Source organism: Clostridium sp. AM58-1XD, from assembly GCF_003464085.1.
Taxonomy (GTDB): Bacteria; Bacillota; Clostridia; order Lachnospirales; family Lachnospiraceae; genus Lachnoclostridium_A.
The window spans coordinates 13,671-35,887 of the sequence record NZ_QSDR01000002.1; the positions used below are offsets into that span (position 1 = coordinate 13,671).

Here is a 22,217-nt window from a genome sequence, read left to right on the forward strand (position 1 = left end):
GCCTCTATGCGTTCTCTAACAGCTTTGATGTTCTCCTGTATCATGTCTTTCATCTCCTATTGATAAATCAGTTCACCTTCCTGGACCGTATCCGCATTCAATACAATATGATCGTATACGGACAGCCCATACTTCGTCCCCTTTTCCACCGTATAGTATTCATCATTGGAAGTAAGGACTTCAATCTGACGAAAAACGGCATATCCCTTATTTATATTATAAACACCCTGAAGGGATGCCGTCTGTCCGATCTGGAATCGGTCTGAGGCGGAACCTGGCTTTACAATATAGTCCCCTTCCTTCAGTTCCGACGAATCAGACTTATTAATATAATAATACTCTTCCGTAGAATAGTAAACATCTGCGGGCACAAACTGTACGGAAGTTCCTTTTTCAGAATAAATCTCTTTCATAAACCCCATCTTGGAACTGTCGCCGCCCTGAGAGATATAATCTACCGGCACTAAGAAAAAGTCTTTTGATGTAACGGCGCTCACCGGTATCTTTAAACCTTTCACCTCTTCCGATATGATTTCAAAATTAATAAAACGGTCTGATGCGAACTGGACCATATATTTGTCAAAGTCTAGCTTTCCATACGTCTTTCCGTCCGTTCCTGCGATCATGGAGAATTTTCCCGTCATAGTCAGGCCATGGCCGCCAAACAGGACATCCAGCGTCTGACGGTCGCCGTATTCTTTTACATCGTCCTCGGTCATCTGAAATACGACGGACCAGTTTTCGGAGCTGATTACTTTATAAACGGGAACCCCCTTACCGATCAGCTGGCCGGATTTTGTAATATTTCGGATATATTTGCTTTTATCAAAAAGGTCTTCGGAAATATTGGAAGCTGTAATATCGGAATACATCGTCATGCTGCGTGTGATCTCGGCCTGTTCTTCCGCATATGCTTTATCTTCTTCCAGACTGTCTGCGGCAGCCGTCTCTTTGGATTCATCCGCTTCGGTCTCCTGTCCCGCCGTACTGTTTTCACCTTCCCTGTCTTCAATGCCAGAGGGGGCTTCATCCTGGGACGACGGATCTGTTTCTGACTGCGCTCCGGATTCCTCTTTCTTATTTTCGTCGTCCTCTTTTTTTTCTTCCTTCTTTTTCTCTTCTTTTTTCTTGTCCTTTTTCTTATCGGATTTTTTAGCCGGTTTTATGGCTGTATCTGAAAATCCATCGATCGCGTAGGAAATAATGCCGGACTCGTTGGACCGCACCTGCTGAAAATTTATTCCTGCGCTGGCCAATGCAGCATCCAGGTTCTCCATATTGCTGAAATTCATGTATTCCATTACGGAAGCTTCTAGAGAATACTTCGCATCCGACACTTCTGAAAAGTCAATATCTTGATAAGAAAGGCTGAAAGCGGAAAGCTGGCGCTTCAAATCGGCCAGGTCTTCTTCTACAAGCTGACCTCCCGCATTGGGATTCTTTTCCAGATAACCGGCCAGACTGCCTGTCTCATCAAGAGAATACACCCTGGATCCCACGGAGGCACGTTTGCCTTCCCTGATATAATAGTTGATATATCCCGCTCTGTCCGTATATTTTACATCTTCCTGTCTGAGTATAAGCCCTGTATAACTTCTGTCATTTACGATGCCTCCGGCTTCTACTTCATAAAACTGTACTTTATCCCTGCGTATGTATGCAGAAACATAGAAAGCCATGTATACAAAAATAAGGAAAAAAATAATCATACCGACGTTAATATGAAAAGAGCGCGGGTAACGGATTACTTTTTTGTTCTTCTTTTTTGCCATCAGGAAAACCTCCAAAAAAGGACCGCTGCCCTGTAGTGCAGAGATCCTTTTCCTTTTTAATATGTATGATTATAATGAAATTATGACATCTTTCTGTGCATTCTCCGGAAGTTTATCCTTGTCTCTGGAAACGCTTAAAACAAATGTCACTTTATATTTTTCACCAATTTTTTCCAAAGTTGAAATAATCTCTGTGATGTCTTCCCCCTCCAGACAGGAAAGCTTCAGGAAGCTGTCTAAGAACATCATCTCCAAATCGTGATCCTGTGAAATGATTCCGCACAAGAAACCAATGAACGCTTCACTTGAAGTGATCGGATACTCAATTACGTTAATTAAACGGATTTTGTTACTCAGTTCGTACATATGCTTTGAACTTTTATCAAGATATACAATGGAACCATTGGATTCCTTAATGGCCTGATTCGCTTTGTCCAATAAATACTTTGTCTTACCCTTCCCCTTTTCTCCTGCAATGATCTGAACCATAACGATCTCCTCCTTGAGTTTTATTTAATTTGTATAAAAAGTCAATTCATATTATCCTAATTATAGAATAAATTTAGAAAAAACGCAATCACTAATTGACAATTTTATTAATTATATTTGTCATATTTTCATAAAGAGCAGGCCGGCTGTCCGCTTTCAGGACAACAGAAATGTATTCTCTGTCCGACTCATCTTTGCTTCCCATGATCAGGCAGTATCCGGCTGCCTTCGTGGTTCCTGTCTTTCCTCCAAAGACGGTAAGACCCTGCGGTTCTTCACGCTCTCCTGTCATATACCAGTTTCCACCCTTCCACGTCTGGTTTACTTTCTCACCGCTTCCGCTCTCATACTCTGCATAATAAGAAGTGGTTCCGATGATTTCGCGGAATTTCGGCAGTTTTAATGCCTCATTAAAAATCAGGTACAGATCATAAGCTGTCGTATAGTGATTTTCATTGCTGAGTCCATGGGGGTTCATGAAATGGGTTCCAGTTGCTCCAATCTTTTTTGCCTCTTCATTCATCATTTCGCTGAAGCCTTCCAGACTGCCAGCCATATGTACTGCAATCGCCGCCCCTGCATCATTGCCGGACGGCAGCATAAGACCGTAAAGGAGCTGATCCATCGTTAGTTTATCTCCTGGCTTTATATGGCACAGGGACGCTCCTGCCTCTGTGATAACCGCTTCATCCGTAACCGTGACTACATCAGTAAGACGGCCATATTTAATTGCTACCAGAGCAGTCATAACCTTGGTAATGCTGGCGGGATAAAGACGTTCAAAGGCATTTTTCGAAAACATGACTTCCTTGTCGTTCAGAGAGAACAGAGCGGCTGCCTCTGAATGAATGGAATCGTCCTGGAAGCGGCTCTCATCCATTACAACGCAAAGGCCGTCGGCAAAGGCAGCGGCATGATTACCGCCTTCACTGACGGCCTGAAACTGCGTTCTGCAAAATTGTAAGGCTGCTCCAGGCCGGCCTTTCCACAGCCGCCTGTAATCATGGAAACGATCAGGAAAAGCCCTGTCAGCGCCGCCACAATCCCTTTTTTCTTTACTTGTATAATTCTCTCCATTCCAAATCTCCGCGATCCAAAGATTTTATAAGAAGTTCTGCCGTCGCGACATTCGTTGCCAGAGGAATATTGTGAATATCACATAATCTGGCTACGTTGTTCATATTCGGCTCATGCGGCTTTGGAGCCAGCGGTTCGCGCAGGAATATTAAAAGATCGATTTCGTTCTGTTCAATCTGTATTCCCAGCTGCTGTTCACCGCCGAGATGGCCGGCCAGATACTTGTGTATGTTCAGGTTTGTTACCTCTTCGATTAACCTTCCGGTTGTTCCGGTGGCATATAATGTATTTTTGCTGAGAATCCCCCTATAGGCGATGCAGAAGTTCTGCATCAGTTTTTTCTTCGAATCATGAGCAATTAAACCGATGTTCATTTCGAAATACCTCCTTAATCAGTGTTTATTTTTTCTTTGAAGTGCTACATTTAATACAATTCCTATGCCCAGATACATACTGATCAGCGAACTGACCCCATAACTGACAAACGGAAGCGGAAGGCCGGTATTCGGGAAAATCCCCGTTGCTACCGCGATGTTGGAAAATGTCTGAAATGCCAGAAGAGCAGCCATCCCTGTACAGAGAAGACGGCCCGTCATATCCTTCGCCTGGTTTGCCATGCACAGGCATTCAAATACGATTGCTGCAAACAGCGTAATTACAATTACACAGCCTATAAACCCCAGTTCTTCCCCAATGACTGCGAAAATGAAATCTGTCTGTTCCTCAGAGAGGAAATTGCCATTTTTTACAGAAGCGAGGGTATTGTTGTTAAGTCCTTTTCCTCTCAGCAGCCCTGAACCGATTGCCATAATGGAATTATCCTGCTGATAGTTGGCATCCGCATAGTTTGCCGGATCGACCCAGGCCAGAATACGCCGGGCCTGATAATCCTGCAGAAACGGCACCATGTCGAATTTCAGCAGATAGATAAACAGGCCTCCGCAAGGCAGCAGGACTGCCAGCGCTCCGCCGATCCATTTAAAGCTGATGCCTGCAATAAAAATCATACAGACAAGCGTAAAAATGATTACCAGGCTGGTGGAAAGGTTTGGTTCCGCTAAAACAAGCACCACAGGAAAGCCGAATAAAGCGGCTGCCGCTGCCAGTATCTTCACTTCATCGATCCGTTCAGCAAATTTCCCAAGATACCAGGCCCCAAAAATAATAAGACCGATTTTGGCAAACTCGGAAGGCTGCACCTGTCCGACGACAGGAAGCCGGATCCATCTGGTCGCGCCGTTGACATTGCGTCCGGCAAACAGAACCGCAATCAGAAGCGCTGTACACACAAGATAAATACTTCCGCTGAATCCCACAATTTTCTGATATGGAATCAGAGAAAGGGCGGCTGCCAGGGCGATGCCCACGATAACTCCCGCAATCTGCTTTCCAACCATGGACATGTCCTGATTGGTAGCGCTGCGTATAACAAGAATCCCTATAATGTTTAGTGCTACTGTATAAAGCAGCAGTCGAAAATTGAATTTTCTGAAATCGTAATCAAATAACATTTAGAATGTCCCCTTATTTCCTATGTTCAGGATCGGAATATTGGCATAAAGGCAGGTACTTTTCTGCCGCAGGAAGCGGCAGTCTCCCTAATCTGTATTTCAATCCCTCTGGTGTCGATTTCCATATATCTGGAAACAGCTCCTGCGAGGTCTTCTTTCACCATCTCTATCATCTCCGGTGAACAGTCTGTCTTATCGGCGACAAGAAGGAGCTTCAGCCGCTCTCTTGCCATGTCACCGGAATTTCTCTTTTGAAAAATCGGCAGCAGTCTCATATTCCATCCCCCTCAGGCTCTTTTTAAGAACGTGGAAAGACGGTACAGAATCCCCTTCTGTGACTGAAGGTTCATCAGGGGGATATGTTCTCCCGTAAGCCGCCTGCATATGTTCATATATGCCTGTCCTGCCGCAGAATCGATTCCTGCAAGCGGCTCTCCCTGATTGGTCGAAACTACGATGTCTTCGTCGTCAGGAACTGCTCCGATAATGTCTACTGCCAGAATGTCCATCACATCCATCAGGGACATCATGTCTCCGCGCCGGACCATATCCATTCGGATACGATTGACGATGAGTTCAATGTCCTCCATGCCGTCCGCCTCCAAAAGGCCGATAATTCTGTCCGCATCGCGGATTGCCGACACTTCAGGTGTTGTAACGACCAGGGCTCTGTCTGCGCCGGCTATGGCGTTCTGAAAGCCTCTTTCAATACCGGCCGGACAATCAAGCAGTATGTAATCAAATTCGTCTCTGAGGTCATCGACGAGTTTCTTCATCTGTTCGGGATTGACAGCTGTCTTGTCCCTTGTCTGAGCAGATGGAAGAAGGTACAGGTTTGGATATCTTTTGTCTTTTATCAGGCCTGCTTCATACGACAGTTGCCTTCTACAACGTCTACAAGATTGTAGACTATGCGGTTTTCCAGTCCCATCACAACATCCAGGTTCCTGAGTCCGATATCAGTATCAATCAGAGCTACGCGGAAACCTAAAATTGCCAGGCCTGTCCCCACATTTGCAGAGGTCGTCGTCTTGCCTACCCCGCCTTTTCCGGAAGTAATCACAATGACTTCACTCATAAATGAATATCCTCCTGTTATCAATGTACCACCTTATATTGTACATTAAATTTCATCATATTTCCAGTGTTTCGGGAAATTTATGAAAATTTAATGAAATTCAATAAATTCCTTTTTAAAGACCTTACAGAAATCTCTCCTTCCGAAGCGACGGCAACCATAGGTCCCCTGCCGAGGCGTCTGCCTCTGCCGCCGAATGTACTGCTGCAATCAGCAATTCTAATCTGTGCCGGAGCCATATCCAGAGCGGCCACTACCGCATCCATGGAACCGGCTACGCCTGCGTGGGCAGCCCCCTTTAATTCCCCGAGCACAATGATATTGCCTCTGGCAGTTACGCGGGCTCCGCTCATCACATCTCCTATTATGACAATGCTGGCCTCTGAATCAAAGGATTCTCCGGGAAGAAGGTCTCCCCGGTAGAATTGGCCCGTTCTGGAATTCAGCTCCATCAGCTTGTCGTTCAGTGCTTTTTCACATCGTTCTACCCGCTGGGCATTGGTATCCAGCAGACATAGTATTTCTATCTGAGAATTTTCAGTAATGGTATTGACTACGGCAAACTCTTCTGCGGGAGTCAGTTCCCTTCCCTCCAGTGTAAGCGCCATCTGTACGGAGCCCCAGAATCTGGCGCTTTCCCGGAATTTTGTGGCGACATCATGGAGAAGCTCAGAAAAAGGCGGCTCCGGGTCCAGATAGACCGACAGTCCGGATTTGCTTCCCTTTATCACAACCGTATTATGCATAAGTCACTCACCTGCCTCTATCCTATCCTTTTTTCTCTCTTTTAAACTTTCTAATCTCTGATTTCTACATTTGAAGCGTCCAGCGCACCCGTATTGCGAATATAATCCAGATCGGTATATTTGTAATAGAAACGGTAGACGCTTTTCGCCAGGGCGGCCGCATTAGCGGACGAATATCCGTAAGGGATATTAACGGTCACGCAGATATCCGGATTTTCATACGGTCCATAAGAAATAAAGAACGCATGGTTTGCCCTGTTTTTGGACTCCTGGGCAGTACCTGTTTTGCCGGCAATATCAATTTCGAGATCATTGAAAATTTTCTTGGAAGAGCTTTCCGTAATAACCTGCCGCATGCCCTGCTGTACGGAATCCCACGTAGAATCAGAGATATCCACATGAGAATTCACCGTCGGCGTGTAATCTTCCAGCAGATTGCCGTCAGAATCCGTCACCTTGTCAATCAGGCTCAGTTCGAAGACGGTTCCCCTGTTAGCCAGAGCGGCCACATAGCGGGAAAGCTGTACATTGGCATATGCATGAGTACCCTGTCCCATAACGGAACGTTCCGGGTCCTCCGTACTGATCCGCGGGTTCAGTTCAGAAATCTCTACTCCTGATGTATGATCCAGGCCGAACATCGTCGCATATTTGCGGATTCTGTCCAGACCCAGGTTCTGAATGTAATTGCCCTGTTCGTCGGTCGAGAGGCGGTGTCCCAGTTCTGCAAAGAAATAGTTGCAGGAATTCTGTATACCCTCCACAACAGTCTCTTCATCGTGATGTCCCGGATAAATCCAGCACTTGATAGGCGGACTGACTTTATCATAATAACCGGTACAGTTAATTTCCTCCGTTACGCTCAGAACGCCTTCCTCCAGTGCGGCAATCGCAGAAATCGGCTTGAACGTGGAACCGGGAGCCTTTACTGTCTGAGTCGCGTTGTTGTACAGCGGATTCGACAGGTCTTCCAGAAGCTGTGTGTAATATGCGCTGTCCATCGTGCCGGACAGGCGGTTGTTGTCGTAGCTCGGATACGTTACAAGAGCCCGGACTTCTCCGGTATTGACATCCGTTACAACACAGCCGGCCGTACATGGATCCAGAGCCAGCTGAGCCGGCGTCAGTTCCAGGTTGGAAATTTTATCTTTAATAAATGTAAAAGCATAGTTGGCGCCGTTGGAACGCAGCGCATTTACCTGGGCCTCATCGTAAGGAAGAACGCCCTGATCATATAAAGCGAGGCAGAGTTCTCTTCCGGTTATAATGTCGTCATTGATGAGATACCGGTAAATCTTTTTGTGGAATTCATTGTCGTTTTCCAGGCTTTCCAATACATATTCCACCAGGACCGAATAGATGTCGTCAGCATTGGAGTACTTGCTTCCGATTTTGAGATTCGTCGTATCAATCCATGTATTGGCGATTCCTGCATAGATAAAGTCTCTCAGGCTGATGGTTTCGTCCTTCCAGGCCAAATAATCCTCGCTGGTCTTGTCCATTAAATCGTCCTGAGTCAGGATACCCACCGTCGGCTTCTGAAGGTAGGTTTTGATATAGAGCATATATGCGTACATATCCTTCGGCAGATCTTTCATAAGCGTTGCATGTTCGCTGTAAAGCTCGTTTCTTATGTTGTTTATGATCTGTTCTTTGGAAGCGGAAAAGCGCTCTGCAATACCGCGCTCGGTCTCCGAAGCATCTTCAGCAAAAAAATGGCTCATATTCAGTACATTATTATTGATAAGCTGAAAATATGCATCTTTTACAGGAATTAATCGGCTGGAAGAGTCTCTGTTTTCATTTACTTCTTCTCCCTGATTGACGATTTTACTCGTTAAAACGCCTGCAAGCTGCTGTTCAAGAAGATAATAAATACCGATCTGCAGGTCGCGGTCCAGCGTCAGATAAACATCTTTTCCTGCCGTAGGCTCCGTGCTGGAGAGCACTTCCATGATGCGGCCCATATTGTCGACGCAGATCGTCTTCTTTCCTTTTTTGCCCTGCAGTTCTGTCTCCATGGAAGCCTCTATGCCGATTCGTCCGACAATATCCGTAAGCTCATAGGAGTCGTCCTCTTTTTTAAGCTTCTCCAGCTGGTCCTCCTGTACCTTACCCGTATATCCGATAATCGGAGCAAAATAGATGCTGTCGTTATAGACGCGAATCGTCGATTCTTCTATGCTGACGCCATCCAGTTCTCCTTTATGTTCCTTGATGTCCACGACGGTCTCTTCGTCCACGTAGGAGGTGATTGTCGTCGTCTCGTACTTCTGGAACGCGGTAAGATCCATGGTATAGCGGATGTTTACAATGTCAAGGGCAACATCGTCGGGAAGCACAAGGGTATTTCCCTTTTCATCCTTCATCTTATCGAGCCCATAGAACGTTTTTTTTACGCTCGAAAGCCTCTCTGGCGGACAGAGCGGCCGGAGTTTTCCCATCCGGAGAATCCAGGTCATCCACGCTTTTCAGCCCGTAGTAATCCCTCAGGAATCTCCTTCGCCCTGTTTCATTCGATGCCGTATAAACCATCTCCCCGTTGCTGTTGATGGCGACCTCGAATTTCCCCTCAACGTTCACCTGATGACGGTCCAGGATCTCTACCAGCTGGAGGAGCATGGCGTTCTTTTCAGCACTTCTTCTGTATTTCCCCGTATCCTGGATGGTCACTACGTAAGCCAGTTTGTTATAAGCCAGCACGTTTCCGTTCTTGTCATAGATGTTGCCTCTGGTGCCTGGGGTAGTCACCAGTTTTTCCGTCTTCTGGATATATTCCTTCAGATGGCTTTCGCCTTCTATGATCTGAAGGCGGAACAGATGGCTCACAAGCGTTATAAACATGCAGACAAAAATCACGCCAAGAGCTGTCATCCGCGATGACAGCAGTTTTCGAAAAAATTCTTTTATTATCTCAAGAAAGTCGCTAAACAATCGTCGTATCTCTCCTTTGCTCCCACTCCTCCATCTTTCTTGTAAATGCCAGTACAATCCTGTAGATCAAGAGTGTGGTTATTACGGTAAAGATGATCTCAGGAACCATAATACTCCGGAAATAATAGAAAAAATCCAGACGGTTTCTGATGAGGAAGCGGAAAATATAAATATACATATTGTACATCAGGTCATTGATGAAACTCAGCGCCAGAGGAAAGGTAATGTAATCCTCATAGTAATATTTCGTAAAAATTCCATTGGCATATCCCATCCACACATAAAACAGGGTATAGAAACCAAAGGGACCGCTGTAAAACAGGTCCAGCAGAATTCCGGAACAGAAACCGCAGAACATGCCGGCATCCCTGCCATGGATAAAACCAAAAGAAAAGGTTAGAATGAGCAGCAGATTCGGAGACGCGGAAAGAAACGGCAGCTGCGGAAAAATGCAGTTCTGCACGGCAAAGGCAAGGAGGATGAGAACCAGATTCAAAAGTCTTTTTTTCATGACTGCCCCTCCGTCCCCTTCTCCGTCTCGCCTGTCATATCTTCTTTCAGGTCCGTAATAATCAGAACTTCCTGAAGCGTGTCAAACTCCGCAACAGGGATCAGATAACCTGATTTCGTCAGCTGATTGCTGTCCACCGTAATATCGGATGCGTAGCCAACCAAAAGACCCGGAAGAAATACGGAGCTGATGTTGGAAGTTATAATCTTATCTCCGTCCTTTACGTCGCCGTCTTTCGCGATATCGGTCATCCGCAGGCGTCCTTCCTTAAACAGTTTCAGATCACCTGCTACGATACAGGTCGAACCGGACTGCTGAGCCATTGCACCGACTTCGCTTGCGTCATCGATAATCGCCCTGACCGTTGCATAGTTAGCTCCCACATCGGTAACAATTCCCACGAGGCCTCCGTTTGCAATGACGTTCATATCTTCACGGATTCCGTCTACCGAGCCCTTGTCCACGCGGAACACCTGGAACCAGTCTCCCGAATCCTTTGCGATTACGCGGGCCCCGACTTTATGATACTGCATATACTCTTCGTCCAGCTCATAGAGCTTTCTCAGACGGGACAGTTCAAAGCTTTCTGTCTGAAGCCTGTTGTTGTCCTCTACCAGGGAAGCAATCTGTTCTTTCAGCTGCTTATTCTCTTCCACTGCCGTCTTGAGGCTGGAGTAATCGTTCAGCTGATTGTATACGGCAAGTCCGACTTTATTGATTCCTGACTGAAGCGGAATCAGGACGTAACCGACCCCGGTCCTGAGCGGCGCCAGGAAACTGCTGTTGATGGATGTGACACCGATAAGCAGGATACAAAATATAGTGAGACCGATTAAGGTGTATTTACTGCGTTTTGATTCCATTCTATAACATTCCCCGTTCTTTTAAACTAATATAGGAATTATCCCCTATAATGATATGATCAATCAGCCGGATGCCAATTAATTCTCCGGCTTTCTTCGTATTCTCAGTAAACTGCAGGTCATCCCTGCTGGGCGAAGGATTGCCGCTGGGATGATTATGCACCAGAATAATGTTCACGGCCCCTGACCTTAGCGCTTCAATAAACACTTCCCGGGCCGTAATTGCAGACGCGTTGACCGTTCCTCTGGAAAGGAGCACCTCTCTGATCAATACCTGCTTCGTATTGAAGCACATCATGATCAGTTCCTCCTGTTCCGTATGGCGCATATCTTCCTTACAGTACTCTGCAATTTCCTGGGGGCTGTGGAAAGCATGTTCTTCCTGATACAGCCTGCGCTTCCAGATCCTCCTGGAGAGTTCGCCGATGCAGAGCAGCTGAATCCCCTTAATGCGGCCGATTCCCTTCATGGAAGTCAGATCATTAAGGGACATGTGCATGAGACCTACAAGACCTTCCCTCGGATAACTGGCTGCCAATACCCGTTTTGCCAGCTCCAGCGAATTTTCTCCTCTCGATCCGGTTCGGATAATAATTGCAAGAAGCTCTTCATCACTCAAAGCCTCCGAACCGAGACGCAGGCACTTTTCATACGGCCGGTCCTCTTTCGGAAGCTCTTTCATTGTCTTTGAATTCATTGAAATTCCTCCCATCGTTTACGTGTACCTCTCCAAGTACTCCTGCAGAAGGAAGGTTTTATGCGCTCTTACATCCAGCGGAAAATAAGAAGCGCAATCACCATGCCTATGATGCTGGCCATGGTGATTTTAATACTCAGTCCAAATGTAATTACAAGTATTCCCAAATTTAAAATTAGCGGCGAATCCAGTCCGAACGACTGGCCGAAATTCAGCCATGAAAAGCCGGATATTCCGCCTGCCGCATTGCCGATAAATCCGCCGAGCACAATTCCCGCCATCATTAAAAGCAGGAGCACCCAGAAATTCTTACTTCCCATAAATCAAACCCTCTTAGACCGGAACGGATCTCCCTGAAAATGATTACCCGGTATCCGGTTCACCTTAGTTTACCACAAGTTTCCTGTCATGTATACAATTTCCACGGACTTCATAGTTTTTTAAGAGATACAATTTCTACTGCTCACAGAGCGAACTGCCACTCACAATTCCTGCCTCCATAAGCTTCTGCAGAGACATGAGAATTCCCAGTTTTGCGTGATACCATGTAAGTCCGCCCTGGAAATAAACGGCGTAAGGAGGCTTGATCGGGCCGTCTGCAGAAAGCTCTATGGACGAGCCCTGGACAAATGCCCCGGCCGCCATGATGACAGGCGCATCGTATCCCGGCATATCCCACGGTTCCGGGCTCACATAGCTGTCCACAGGAGCCGCCGCCTGAATTCCCTGGCAGAACGCGATTACTCCCTCCGGCGTTCCCAAAGTAACCGCCTGAATGATGTCGTGACGTGATTCTGTCCCGTCCGGTACTACCGGAAAGCCCAGCTTTTCGTACACGCGTGCCGCAAATACGGCTCCTTTCAGAGCTCCTGCCACTACGGTCGGAGATAGGAAAAAGCCCTGGAACATCTGCTGATTCAGACCCAGGCTTGCGCCGACCTCTTTGCCCAGTCCCGGTGCTGAAAGGCGGTAGGAGGCCCGGTCAATACAATCTTTCCTGCCCACAATATAACCGCCGATCGGCGCCAGACCGCCCCCCGGATTCTTGATCAGAGAGCCTACAATCATGTCGGCTCCGACGTCTGTCGGCTCAATCCGTTCCACAAATTCCCCATAACAGTTGTCAACCATACAGATGACATCCGGCTTGATATTCTTGATGAACGAAATCAGCTCTCCAATCCGTTTTACGGACAATGTCGGCCTTGTAGCGTAGCCCTTGGACCGCTGGATCGTCACCAGTTTTGTCTTTTCGTTTACAGCTGCCGCTATGTTGTCATAATCGAAGGAGCCGTCTTCCAACAGGTCCACCTGACGGTAAATGACACCATATTCTTTCAGAGAGCCGACGGAGTCACGGATTCCAATGACCTCTTCCAGCGTATCATACGGTTTTCCCACCGGCGATAAAAGTTCATCCCCTGGACGCAGATTTCCAGAAAGAGCGATGTGAAGTGCATGAGTGCCGCTCATCAGCTGAGGGCGGACGAGGGCGCTTTCACCGTGAAAAGCGTCTGCGTAGACGTCTTCGAGAACGTCTCTTCCGAGGTCATTATAGCCATACCCGGTAGTCGCCGCAAAGTGGATATCGCTGACTCTGTTTTTCTGCATGGCCCGGATTACCTTCATCTGGTTATATTCTGCCGTCTCGTCAATTGCCTGAAAGCGTTCTTTTAAAGAGTCTTCAATTTTTTTTCCAAAGGCCAGTACCTCCCTGCTGATTCCGAGACTTTCATAAATATCGTTGATTTCCATGATAATTTTTTCCTTCCGTATTTTTCTGTCGCTGCTGTTTTACCGCCGTCATATTACAGCTGCCGGAAGAATCCCTTTCTCACGGCAGTCATTTATGATCTTTTCTTTCACCTGTTCCAAATCATTCCCAAATTCAGGAAGGTTCAGCCAGCAGACATCCCGTTCGCGGCGGAACCATGTAAGCTGCCGTTTGGCAAAGTGGCGAGTATCCCTCTTCAGGATATACACGGCCTCCTCCAGAGAGCAGTTTCCATCCAGGTAATTCAGAATTTCTTTATATCCAAGCCCCTGCATCGAGACCATTCCCTGCTTCATCCCCCGTTTTTTCAGCGACCTCACCTCTTCTTCCAGACCGTTTTCCATCATGAGATCGACGCGTCTGTCAATTCGTTCATAAAGCAGCTTCCTGTCCGTATTCACCACATAGTAGAGGAAATTATAGGGGGATTCTTTCAGGCGTTCCTCCTCGTTGTGGCTGGAAATTTTTTCTCCGGTCTGGCGGTAATATTCCAACGCCCGGATTACGCGCTTTACATTATTTTCATGAATAGCCGCAGCCGATTTTGGGTCTGCCGCTTCCAACATTTCGTGTAGCGCATGAACGCCCTGATTTCGGGCGATCTGTTCCAGCTCCTCACGGACAGCGTTCCCCTCTTCGTTTTCCTTAAAATCAATATCGTATAAAAGCGCCTGAATATAAAAGCCTGTTCCTCCGGCAATTACAGGAATATGGCCGCGGCTGTAAATCTTCTCCATGGCTTCCTTCGCCATCTGCTGAAACAGGACGACATTGAAATCCTCTTCCGGTTCCAGGACATCGATCAGGTGGTGGGGAACTCCCTTCATCTCTTCTGCCGTCACCTTCGCAGATCCGATGTCCATACCGCGATAAACCTGCATGGAATCGGCGCTTATAATTTCTCCCCCAATGGCTTTTGCCAGCTGGATCGACAGAGCCGTTTTCCCTACGGCCGTCGGTCCGGTGAGAATGATCAGAGGCCGTTTTTTTCCGAAATGCCCAGTCTCTCTTTCTTGACTCATATTATCAATCCTCTCAGACAATCCTTTTAAATTTTTTCTCCAGCTCATACTTGCTCATGGAAATAATCGTCGGCCTCCCATGAGGGCATGCGTACGGATTTTCCAGTGTAAGCAGCCGTTCAATCAGCTCATTCGCTTCGGCAGCAGACATCTGATGGTTTCCTTTTACGGCGGCTTTACAGGACATAGAGGCTATTTTTTCATAAATAATATCTGGACTAGAAACGGATATATCATCAGACAGCCCGTCGATCATTTCCATCAGCAGCTCTTTTTTGGCGATAGAAAACAGGTTGCCCGGCACGCCTCTGACCGCGTATTCTTTTCCGCCGAAAGGCTCGATCTCAAATCCGATTTTTGTAAAATACTCCATATGTTTCGTGAGAAGCAGCTCTTCATTCGTATTCAGAGTCAGAATGATCGGAGGATTCACGGCCTGAGACGTATACTCCCTGCTTTTTAAGGAATCCATCGTTTTCTCATAAAGCACCTTCTCATGAGCCGCATGCTGGTCAATAATATAGAGATGGCCGTCAAATTCCACGAGCCAGTACGTATCGAACAGCTGTCCGATCAGTTTATGGCGTTTTCTGGACTCCGGCTCCAGCAGTCTACCGTTAAACAGGTCCAGCTGCTCCGGAATGCTTTCCTCCTTTGCCTGTAAAGGTTCCTCATATGCTTTTTTTCCGGCATACAGGCCAGGCCCTTCGCCGATTCCGCCCTGTCCCGAAGCGAAGCTTCTCTCTGCCGTGCCAGCTGCGCTTGTTTTTCCGAACAGGGTATGCCTGCTTTTGCAGTCTCCCGTAAGCGCAGGCTTATCCCGTTCCAAAGGCGTAATGTGGAGCTGCTTCATCCTGTTTACTTCAAACGGTTCCAAAGCCGCAGGCTTTCTCTGGTCAGAAGACGGCAGACGTTTTCCTGCTTCTGCCAGTTTTCTCTCCTTTTCCGCCAGCTCCACTTCCGGTATCAGTTCTTTTTGGGATAGTGCTGCCTGAATGGAGGAAAGGATCATCTGATAAATCCGCTCTCCGTCTCTGAACCGAAGCTCCATTTTGGTCGGATGGACATTGACATCCAGAAATTCCGGTTCGATGGAAAAATGCAGCAGGGTAAAGGGATATTTATGCAGCATCATATATGGTCTATAAGCCTCTTCAATCGCCTTGGCGATGATTCCGCTCTTAATATACCTGCCGTTTATATAATAATTTTCATAATTGCGGTTGCTTCTTGCAATAACCGGTTTTCCTATAAATCCTCTGATGGATACCGCTTCTCCCGCGGCCTCCACAGAAAGGAGGTTTGAAGCGATTTCTCTTCCGAACACAGTATAGATAATGTCCTTCAGATTATGATTTCCCGATGTATGCAGCTTATTCTGATTATTCTGAATAAACCGGATCGATACTTCCGGATGGGAAAGGGCAATCTTTTCTACCAGATCGGCCACATGGGCCCCCTCCGTCTGGGCCGTTTTAAGAAACTTCTTTCTGACCGGCGTATTGAAGAACAGATTCCTGGCAATAAAGGTCGTTCCGTCCGGAGCGCCGACTTCCTCCAATGTTTTTTCTGTCCCGCCTTCGATCTGATACCGCGTTCCCGTCAGGCTGCCGCTCGTCTTGGTGATGACCTCTACCTGAGATACAGCGGCTATACTGGAAAGAGCCTCACCGCGGAATCCCAGGGAGGAGACGGTAAACAGATCCTCCACAGACTGTATTTTGCTGGTAGAATGGCGCAGAAAAGCGAGGGCGACCTCTTCTTTTGGAATACCGCATCCATTGTCAGTCACACGTATAAAAGAAGTTCCTCCGTCCCGTATTTCCACAGTTACTGCCGACGCCCTTGCATCGATGGCGTTTTCCAGCAGCTCCTTAACGACAGAAGCCGGGCGTTCAATGACTTCTCCGGCGGCAATCTTGTCTATCGTATTTTTATCAAGTACTGTAATGTGAGGCATATCCTGTCCTTTCCTTTTTTATATCATGGGACATGTCCCCATGGCTAAAAACGTTCCTCTGGCAGCGCACCGCAGCGGCAGGGTATCGTGGCGCCAAGACGCCTCGCCGCAGGCGGAAAATCCCGCCCGCAGAATTCTATTTTACAACTGGCTGCCGTTCCAGCGGTTTTTCAGCTTCGTCTGAATGCGGTACAGCGTATTCAGAGCATCGATCGGTGTCATATTGCCCAGTTCCAGCTCACCCAGCTCCTTTATAATATCATCCTCTTTTACCGTATCAAAGAGGGTCAGCTGGGACAGCTCCACATCGTCCGGCTTTGGAACCGGTTTATGCTGATTAACATTGGAACTGACCTCTGCGATTTCCCGCGCTTTGGCCATAATATCGGCATCGCTCAGTTCATCGACGATTTCTTTAGCCCTGACAATCACAGCTTCCGGCACTCCGGCCAGTTTCGCCACCTGAATTCCGTAGCTGTTATCGGCGCCGCCTTTTATAATTTTCCGTAGGAAAACGATATCGTCTCCCTGTTCCTTAACAGCGATGCAGTAGTTGTTTACTCCGCTCATCGTTCCTTCCAGTTCCGTCAGTTCATGGTAATGAGTGGCAAAGAGCGTCTTCGCGCCCAGAATTTTCGTATTGCAAATGTATTCCACCACAGCCCACGCGATAGAAAGGCCGTCGAAAGTGCTCGTACCCCTGCCGATTTCATCCAGGATCAGCAGACTGTTTTTCGTTGCATTGCGGAGAATGTTGGCCACCTCCGTCATCTCTACCATAAACGTGCTCTGGCCGGTAGCCAGGTCATCGGAGGCTCCGACACGCGTAAATATCCTGTCGCAAATGCCGATGTTGGCGTCGTCAGCCGGAATAAAGCTGCCCAGCTGCGCCATCAGGACGATCAGAGCTGTCTGGCGCATATAGGTGGATTTTCCAGCCATATTCGGCCCTGTAATAATCGATATTCTGTTTTTTCCGTTGTCCAGATACGTATCGTTTGCTACGAACAAGTCGTCACGCATCATCTGTTCCACTACGGGATGACGGCCGTTTTTAATATGAATTACACCGCGTTCATTGATCTTCGGCTTTACGTAATTATTTCTCGTAGCCACCAGAGACAGTGAAGCAAATACGTCAATTCCGGCAACTGCCTTCGCAGTCTTCTGGATTCTGAGTACCTCAGCGGCGATCTTATCCCGGACGCCGCAGAACAGTTCATATTCCAGGGAGAAGAGTTTATCTTCCGCCCCCATGATAATGTCCTCCAGATTTTTCAGCTCATCCGTCGTATACCGCTCCGCATTGGCAAGCGTCTGCTTTCTGATAAAATAATCCGGCACCATATGTTTGAAGGAATTCGTAACTTCGAAATAATAGCCGAACACCTTGTTGAATTTGACTTTAAGGTTCTTGATTCCCGTCTTTTCTTTTTCAGTTTCCTCCAGCTGGGCAAGCCATGTTTTTCCTTCCGTTTTGGCACTGCGCAGCTTATCTGCTTCTTCGTCGAAGCCTTCCTGAATAATACCGCCGTCCCGGACGGTGATCGGTGGTTCCTCCACAATCGAACGCTCAATCAGCTCGTGAATATCCTCCAGTGTATCCAGCTCTTCATAGAGTTCTTTTAACAGACCTGACGTAAACTCGCTTAAGATGTTCTTGATGTAAGGAAGCATGGACAGGGAGTTGCGGAATGCAATCAGATCCCTTGGACCGGCAGTTTTATAGCTGATTCTTCCGATCAGACGTTCCAGATCATAGATGGAATTCAAGTATTCCCGAAGCTCTTCTCTGGATATGTAGTTCATGTTCAGTTCTTCCACCGCGTTCTGACGATCGAGGATCGCTTCTTTTTTTATCAGAGGCTGTTCGATATAGCTTCTCAAAAGCCTAGCTCCCATAGCCGTCTTTGTCTTGTCCAGAACCCACAAAAGCGTGCCCCTCTTCTGCTTTTCCCTAAGAGTTTCCAGCAGTTCCAGATTTCTTCTTGTAGAAATATCCAGGACCATAAACTGGCCGCTGGAATAAGGGGTAATTCCTGTAATATGGACCAGCGTGCTCTTCTGCGTCTCATACATATACTGCATGACCGCTCCGGCGGCGATCACTCCGGAATCGTAATCAGCCAGCCCAAGGCCGTCCAGACTGCCGACATGATAGTGCTCTTTCAGCAGTTTTCTGCATTGTTCTTCAGAAAAGAACCTGGAATCCAGAGCCGATATGATAAACTGGTATTTATTTTTTAAATCCTCCAGATCGATTCCTGACATATAAAAAGCGTTATTGCAGATGATTTCAGAAGGTGAGAACTTATTGATCTCGTCGAAAAGCTCCCGTTCGGTAGACACCTCTGTTACCAAAAAATCACCAGTACTGATATCTGCACTGGCAACTCCGAACGTCTCTCCAAGGTATACGATCCCCATTAAATAATTGTTTTTCGTTTCATCCAGAGCGACTGCGCTCGTTATCGTGCCAGGCGTAACGATTCTGACTACCTCGCGCTTTACGAGACCTTTGGCAAACTTCGGATCCTCCATCTGCTCTGCAATAGCGACCTTATACCCTTTCTGCACCAGTCTGTTTAAGTAAGTGTCCACGGCGTGGTAAGGGACTCCGCACATGGGAGCCCGTTCTTCAAGTCCGCATTCCTTCCCTGTCAGGGTAATTTCCAGCTCCTTTGATACCGTAACTGCGTCATCGAAAAACATTTCATAGAAGTCGCCGAGACGGTAAAAAAGGATGCAGTCCTCATGTTGTTTTTTCGTCTCCATGTAATGGAGCATCATCGGTGATAATCCCGCCACTTTTTTTCCCTCTTTATCTCAAATATCATTCTGTTTTCTCTTTTGTCGGCAGGAACTATGCTTCTGCCAGGCGTCCCATATAATAAAAGCCTCTGGATTCTTCCAGATATACGCTGACGATCGTTCCGATCAGGGATTCGTCCCCCGGAAAATGAACAATCGTATTGTTGCTGAGGCGTCCGGTCAGCCAGCCTTCTGTATGGGTATCTTTTTCCTCCGCCAGAACGTCCTGAACCGTATGCACATCGCGGCCGCAGACTTCTCCTGATATCTTCTGCACCTGTGCAAGCAGACGTTCAAAGCGGTCCTTTACCACTTGTTCCGGAACCTGATTTTCCATGGCGGCTGCCGGAGTTCCCGTTCTCTTGGAATAGATAAATGTAAAGGCGCTGTCAAACCGCACCTGATTTACAACATCCAGCGTATCCTGGAAGTCTTCTTCCGTTTCGCCCGGAAATCCCACAATGATGTCCGTAGTCAGAGAGATTCCTGGAACTGCGGCTTTGATCTTCTCCGCCAGCGCCAGAAACTGCTCTTTTGTATATCTGCGGTTCATCACCTTCAGAATCTCTGTACTGCCAGACTGCATGGGCAGATGGAGATGGCGGCAGATTTTTTCGGAAGTTTTCATCACTTCAATCAGCTCGTCCGAAAGGTCCTTCGGGTGGGATGTCATAAAACGAATCCGGCGCAGCCCTTCAATTTCTTCAATCCGGCTGAGAAGCTCGGCAAAGCTGATGGGATGCTCCAGGGTCTTTCCGTAAGAATTCACGTTCTGTCCCAGAAGCATGACTTCCACTACGCCGTCAGCAACCAGATTCCTGATTTCCTTGATAATCTCTTCCGGCTCCCGGCTCCTCTCACGTCCCCTTACATAGGGGACAATACAGTAGCTGCAGAAATTATTGCAGCCGAACATGATGTTGACACCTGACTTAAACGGATATTTCCGTTCAGCCGGAAGGTCTTCTACTATGTCGTCCGTTCCTTCCCATATATCCACTTCCATGCTGCCGTTCATCAGGCGGTGATACAGCAGTTCTGCCAGCTTGAAAATATTGTGGGTTCCGAAAATCAGATCCACGAACTTGTAGTCGCGGCGTATTTTTTCTACTACCTGTTTTTCCTGCATCATGCAGCCGCAGAGCGCTACCATCATGCCGGGATTTTTCTTTTTCAGGCTGTGCACATATCCCAGATGGCCGTAAACCTTCTGGTTTGCATTCTCCCTGACCGTACATGTATTATAAAGAACAAGATCCGCCTGTTCAGAATCGGTTTCCTGCATTCCGCATTTTTTCAGAATACCGGAAAGTTTTTCTGAGTCCTTGGCGTTCATCTGGCAGCCGTACGTCTCGATGTGAAACGTTTTGGCCGGACTGGCTGAATCACGTTCCTTCCCATCCAGCAGCTCGCGGCAGCGTTCAATAAAAAACTGCTGTCTGGCCGGTTCTTCTGCCGGTGCAATCCGGCATATTTCTTCATACGTCTTATTTATATGGTTCATCTCTTATCCTCGTTATGATCAAATTTTAGCTTCAAGATATTATAGCATAAACAGGATTTATTGCAAACCCAAAAAATAAGGGGCGCAAAAGTGAAATCAGACACGGCCTTCCATATCAGACTCCGTTCCGAGGCGGCGGCCAAGTTCCTTCGTCCGGCATGGAAGACCATGCCTTCTTTCTTTTTTGTGTCCCCTAATCGTTAGAATTTTCGTTCGTCCCTAAGGGCGTATCTGCCCGTTTCCATAAATGATATATTTTGTCGTCGTCAGTTCCAGGAGCCCCATCGGCCCCCTGGCGTGGAGCTTTTGGGTACTGATCCCAATTTCCGCTCCAAAGCCGAATTCAAAGCCATCGGTAAACCGTGTGGAAGCATTGACGTACACGGCGGCGGCATCGATTTCATTTAAAAATCTCTGGGCATTCTCATAGCTGGATGTGATAATTGCTTCTGAATGGCCAGTATTATAGCGGTTGATATGGTCAATGGCTTCGTCCAGGCTGTCTACCAGCTTTAACGAGAGAATATAGTCCAGGTATTCCTTTCCCCAGTCTTCTTCCGACGCCTCCGAAAACTCAGGAACGATCGCACATGCCTCCCGGTCCCCGCGGATTTCCACATCCTTCTCCTCCAGTCTGGATTTCAAAAGCGGCAGAAAGGCCTCTGCGGCTTTTCTGTGAACAACCACGGATTCGCACGCATTGCATACGCCGATCCTCTGCGTCTTGGCATTGAAAATAATATCCAGAGCCATTTGAACGTCAGCGGATTCGTCTACAAAGACATGGCAGTTTCCCGTTCCTGTCTCGATCACCGGAACCGTACTGTTTTCCACGACGGTTCGGATCAGCCCAGCCCCGCCTCTTGGAATCAGTACATCGACGTACTGGTTCATTCTCATCAGCTGTTTTGTCGTCTCACGGCTCGTGTCAGTGATTAAAAGCAGGGAATCTTCCGGCACGCCCGCAGCCGCCAGTCCCTTTTTCAGACATGCGACAATGGCCTCATTTGAGCAGAGGGCATCGCTTCCTCCTTTCAGAATCACGGCGTTACCCGTTTTGAAGCACAGTCCGAAGGCATCGGCCGTCACGTTCGGCCGCGCCTCATAAATGATTCCGATTACTCCGAGAGGTACCCGTTTCTTTCCGATTTCCAGACCGTTAGGACGGCGCTTCATGGAAATCACTTCGCCGATCGGATCATCCAGACAGGCAATCTGTCTCAGGCCCTCCGCCATGGCTTCAATTCTGTCATGGTTTAAAGCCAGCCGGTCGATCAGGCCCTGGCTCATGCCGTTTTCTCCGGCCTTTTTCACATCATGGCTGTTTGCCTCAAGGATCTCGTTTTCACCTTCCAAAAGGGCTTCTGCGGCCTTTAAAAGGCCATTATTCTTATCGTTGGTTCCCAATTTGTTTAATTGTCTTGAAACCTCTTTCGCCCGTCTGCCGATTTCCAGTAATTCCATACGC

20 protein-coding genes and 1 pseudogene are annotated in these 22,217 nt (G+C 47.5%); all 21 read right to left on the reverse strand.

The window, feature by feature from the left end; translation table 11 throughout:
* Positions 1-56: 56 nt before the first annotated feature.
* Complete coding sequence (locus tag DXA13_RS21375; RefSeq protein ID WP_118241321.1) at positions 57-1,772, reverse strand: HlyD family efflux transporter periplasmic adaptor subunit; 1,716 nt, start codon at positions 1,770-1,772, stop codon at positions 57-59.
* A gap of 69 nt (positions 1,773-1,841) precedes the next feature.
* Positions 1,842-2,261: a twitching motility protein PilT gene (locus DXA13_RS01055; protein ID WP_118241322.1), complete on the reverse strand. Its 420-nt coding sequence runs from the start codon at positions 2,259-2,261 to the stop codon at positions 1,842-1,844.
* Positions 2,262-2,352: 91 nt separating this feature from the next.
* Entirely contained in the window at positions 2,353-3,141 is a 789-nt protein-coding gene (locus DXA13_RS01060) for a D-alanyl-D-alanine carboxypeptidase family protein (protein WP_181995484.1), read from the reverse strand.
* A complete protein-coding gene (locus DXA13_RS22620; RefSeq protein WP_181995485.1) occupies positions 3,141-3,338 on the reverse strand; it encodes a hypothetical protein in 198 nt (65 codons plus the stop codon). The genes DXA13_RS01060 and DXA13_RS22620 overlap by 1 nt, the downstream gene beginning before the upstream one ends.
* The gene (gene mgsA, locus DXA13_RS01065; protein ID WP_118241323.1) at positions 3,317-3,712 is read right to left on the reverse strand and encodes a methylglyoxal synthase; all 396 of its coding nucleotides are present in this window, start codon (positions 3,710-3,712) and stop codon (positions 3,317-3,319) included. Before mgsA ends, DXA13_RS22620 begins: the two co-directional genes overlap by 22 nt.
* 18 nt (positions 3,713-3,730) lie before the next feature.
* Complete coding sequence (locus DXA13_RS01070; RefSeq protein ID WP_118241324.1) at positions 3,731-4,849, reverse strand: FtsW/RodA/SpoVE family cell cycle protein; 1,119 nt, start codon at positions 4,847-4,849, stop codon at positions 3,731-3,733.
* Between the two features lie 26 nt (positions 4,850-4,875).
* A complete protein-coding gene (minE, locus tag DXA13_RS01075; protein WP_243008911.1) occupies positions 4,876-5,124 on the reverse strand; it encodes a cell division topological specificity factor MinE in 249 nt (82 codons plus the stop codon).
* A gap of 12 nt (positions 5,125-5,136) precedes the next feature.
* Positions 5,137-5,927: pseudogene (gene minD / locus DXA13_RS01080) on the reverse strand (septum site-determining protein MinD).
* Positions 5,928-6,007: 80 nt separating this feature from the next.
* Positions 6,008-6,673, reverse strand: a complete 666-nt coding sequence (locus DXA13_RS01085; RefSeq protein WP_118241325.1) for a septum site-determining protein MinC — start codon at positions 6,671-6,673, stop codon at positions 6,008-6,010.
* A gap of 50 nt (positions 6,674-6,723) precedes the next feature.
* On the reverse strand, positions 6,724-9,042 hold the full coding sequence (locus tag DXA13_RS01090; protein WP_347559638.1) for a penicillin-binding transpeptidase domain-containing protein: 2,319 nt from the start codon (positions 9,040-9,042) through the stop codon (positions 6,724-6,726).
* A 1-nt stretch (position 9,043) separates the two neighbouring features.
* Positions 9,044-9,607 carry a hypothetical protein gene (locus DXA13_RS22625; RefSeq protein WP_347559639.1) on the reverse strand — a complete coding sequence of 188 codons (564 nt, stop codon included), beginning with the start codon at positions 9,605-9,607 and terminating at the stop codon, positions 9,044-9,046.
* Complete coding sequence (gene mreD / locus DXA13_RS01095; protein ID WP_118241326.1) at positions 9,600-10,118, reverse strand: rod shape-determining protein MreD; 519 nt, start codon at positions 10,116-10,118, stop codon at positions 9,600-9,602. The genes DXA13_RS22625 and mreD overlap by 8 nt, the downstream gene beginning before the upstream one ends.
* Positions 10,115-10,981: a rod shape-determining protein MreC gene (mreC, locus tag DXA13_RS01100; RefSeq protein WP_118241327.1), complete on the reverse strand. Its 867-nt coding sequence runs from the start codon at positions 10,979-10,981 to the stop codon at positions 10,115-10,117. The genes mreD and mreC overlap by 4 nt, the downstream gene beginning before the upstream one ends.
* Position 10,982: 1 nt before the next feature.
* Positions 10,983-11,678, reverse strand: a complete 696-nt coding sequence (gene radC / locus DXA13_RS01105) for a DNA repair protein RadC (RefSeq protein WP_118241328.1) — start codon at positions 11,676-11,678, stop codon at positions 10,983-10,985.
* Positions 11,679-11,746: 68 nt separating this feature from the next.
* Entirely contained in the window at positions 11,747-11,998 is a 252-nt protein-coding gene (locus DXA13_RS01110; protein WP_118241329.1) for a DUF4321 domain-containing protein, read from the reverse strand.
* A gap of 136 nt (positions 11,999-12,134) precedes the next feature.
* Positions 12,135-13,433 carry a methionine gamma-lyase family protein gene (locus DXA13_RS01115; RefSeq protein WP_118241330.1) on the reverse strand — a complete coding sequence of 433 codons (1,299 nt, stop codon included), beginning with the start codon at positions 13,431-13,433 and terminating at the stop codon, positions 12,135-12,137.
* A 48-nt stretch (positions 13,434-13,481) separates the two neighbouring features.
* On the reverse strand, positions 13,482-14,474 hold the full coding sequence (gene miaA, locus DXA13_RS01120; protein WP_243008912.1) for a tRNA (adenosine(37)-N6)-dimethylallyltransferase MiaA: 993 nt from the start codon (positions 14,472-14,474) through the stop codon (positions 13,482-13,484).
* 13 nt (positions 14,475-14,487) lie between these two features.
* The gene (gene mutL / locus DXA13_RS01125; RefSeq protein ID WP_118241332.1) at positions 14,488-16,434 is read right to left on the reverse strand and encodes a DNA mismatch repair endonuclease MutL; all 1,947 of its coding nucleotides are present in this window, start codon (positions 16,432-16,434) and stop codon (positions 14,488-14,490) included.
* Positions 16,435-16,575: 141 nt separating this feature from the next.
* On the reverse strand, positions 16,576-19,224 hold the full coding sequence (mutS, locus tag DXA13_RS01130; protein WP_118241536.1) for a DNA mismatch repair protein MutS: 2,649 nt from the start codon (positions 19,222-19,224) through the stop codon (positions 16,576-16,578).
* A 73-nt stretch (positions 19,225-19,297) separates the two neighbouring features.
* Positions 19,298-20,749 carry a tRNA (N6-isopentenyl adenosine(37)-C2)-methylthiotransferase MiaB gene (gene miaB / locus DXA13_RS01135; protein WP_118241333.1) on the reverse strand — a complete coding sequence of 484 codons (1,452 nt, stop codon included), beginning with the start codon at positions 20,747-20,749 and terminating at the stop codon, positions 19,298-19,300.
* A gap of 219 nt (positions 20,750-20,968) precedes the next feature.
* Positions 20,969-22,213 carry a glutamate-5-semialdehyde dehydrogenase gene (locus DXA13_RS01140; protein ID WP_118241334.1) on the reverse strand — a complete coding sequence of 415 codons (1,245 nt, stop codon included), beginning with the start codon at positions 22,211-22,213 and terminating at the stop codon, positions 20,969-20,971.
* Between the last annotated feature and the right edge of the window lie 4 nt (positions 22,214-22,217).

What these genes read in the sequence shown, in the direction of transcription:
- DXA13_RS21375 (WP_118241321.1), bottom strand. Translation starts at nt 1,772, where the DNA reads ATGGCAAAAAAGAAGAACAAAAAAGTAATCCGTTACCCGCGCTCTTTT.
- DXA13_RS01055 (WP_118241322.1), bottom strand. Translation starts at nt 2,261, where the DNA reads ATGGTTCAGATCATTGCAGGAGAAAAGGGGAAGGGTAAGACAAAGTAT.
- DXA13_RS01060 (WP_181995484.1), bottom strand. Translation starts at nt 3,141, where the DNA reads ATGGATGAGAGCCGCTTCCAGGACGATTCCATTCATTCAGAGGCAGCC.
- DXA13_RS22620 (WP_181995485.1), bottom strand. Translation starts at nt 3,338, where the DNA reads ATGGAGAGAATTATACAAGTAAAGAAAAAAGGGATTGTGGCGGCGCTG.
- mgsA (WP_118241323.1), bottom strand. Translation starts at nt 3,712, where the DNA reads ATGAACATCGGTTTAATTGCTCATGATTCGAAGAAAAAACTGATGCAG.
- DXA13_RS01070 (WP_118241324.1), bottom strand. Translation starts at nt 4,849, where the DNA reads ATGTTATTTGATTACGATTTCAGAAAATTCAATTTTCGACTGCTGCTT.
- minE (WP_243008911.1), bottom strand. Translation starts at nt 5,124, where the DNA reads ATGAGACTGCTGCCGATTTTTCAAAAGAGAAATTCCGGTGACATGGCA.
- DXA13_RS01085 (WP_118241325.1), bottom strand. Translation starts at nt 6,673, where the DNA reads ATGCATAATACGGTTGTGATAAAGGGAAGCAAATCCGGACTGTCGGTC.
- DXA13_RS01090 (WP_347559638.1), bottom strand. Translation starts at nt 9,042, where the DNA reads ATGAAGGATGAAAAGGGAAATACCCTTGTGCTTCCCGACGATGTTGCC.
- mreD (WP_118241326.1), bottom strand. Translation starts at nt 10,118, where the DNA reads ATGAAAAAAAGACTTTTGAATCTGGTTCTCATCCTCCTTGCCTTTGCC.
- mreC (WP_118241327.1), bottom strand. Translation starts at nt 10,981, where the DNA reads ATGGAATCAAAACGCAGTAAATACACCTTAATCGGTCTCACTATATTT.
- radC (WP_118241328.1), bottom strand. Translation starts at nt 11,678, where the DNA reads ATGAATTCAAAGACAATGAAAGAGCTTCCGAAAGAGGACCGGCCGTAT.
- DXA13_RS01110 (WP_118241329.1), bottom strand. Translation starts at nt 11,998, where the DNA reads ATGGGAAGTAAGAATTTCTGGGTGCTCCTGCTTTTAATGATGGCGGGA.
- DXA13_RS01115 (WP_118241330.1), bottom strand. Translation starts at nt 13,433, where the DNA reads ATGGAAATCAACGATATTTATGAAAGTCTCGGAATCAGCAGGGAGGTA.
- miaA (WP_243008912.1), bottom strand. Translation starts at nt 14,474, where the DNA reads ATGAGTCAAGAAAGAGAGACTGGGCATTTCGGAAAAAAACGGCCTCTG.
- mutL (WP_118241332.1), bottom strand. Translation starts at nt 16,434, where the DNA reads ATGCCTCACATTACAGTACTTGATAAAAATACGATAGACAAGATTGCC.
- mutS (WP_118241536.1), bottom strand. Translation starts at nt 19,224, where the DNA reads ATGATGCTCCATTACATGGAGACGAAAAAACAACATGAGGACTGCATC.
- miaB (WP_118241333.1), bottom strand. Translation starts at nt 20,749, where the DNA reads ATGAACCATATAAATAAGACGTATGAAGAAATATGCCGGATTGCACCG.
- DXA13_RS01140 (WP_118241334.1), bottom strand. Translation starts at nt 22,213, where the DNA reads ATGGAATTACTGGAAATCGGCAGACGGGCGAAAGAGGTTTCAAGACAA.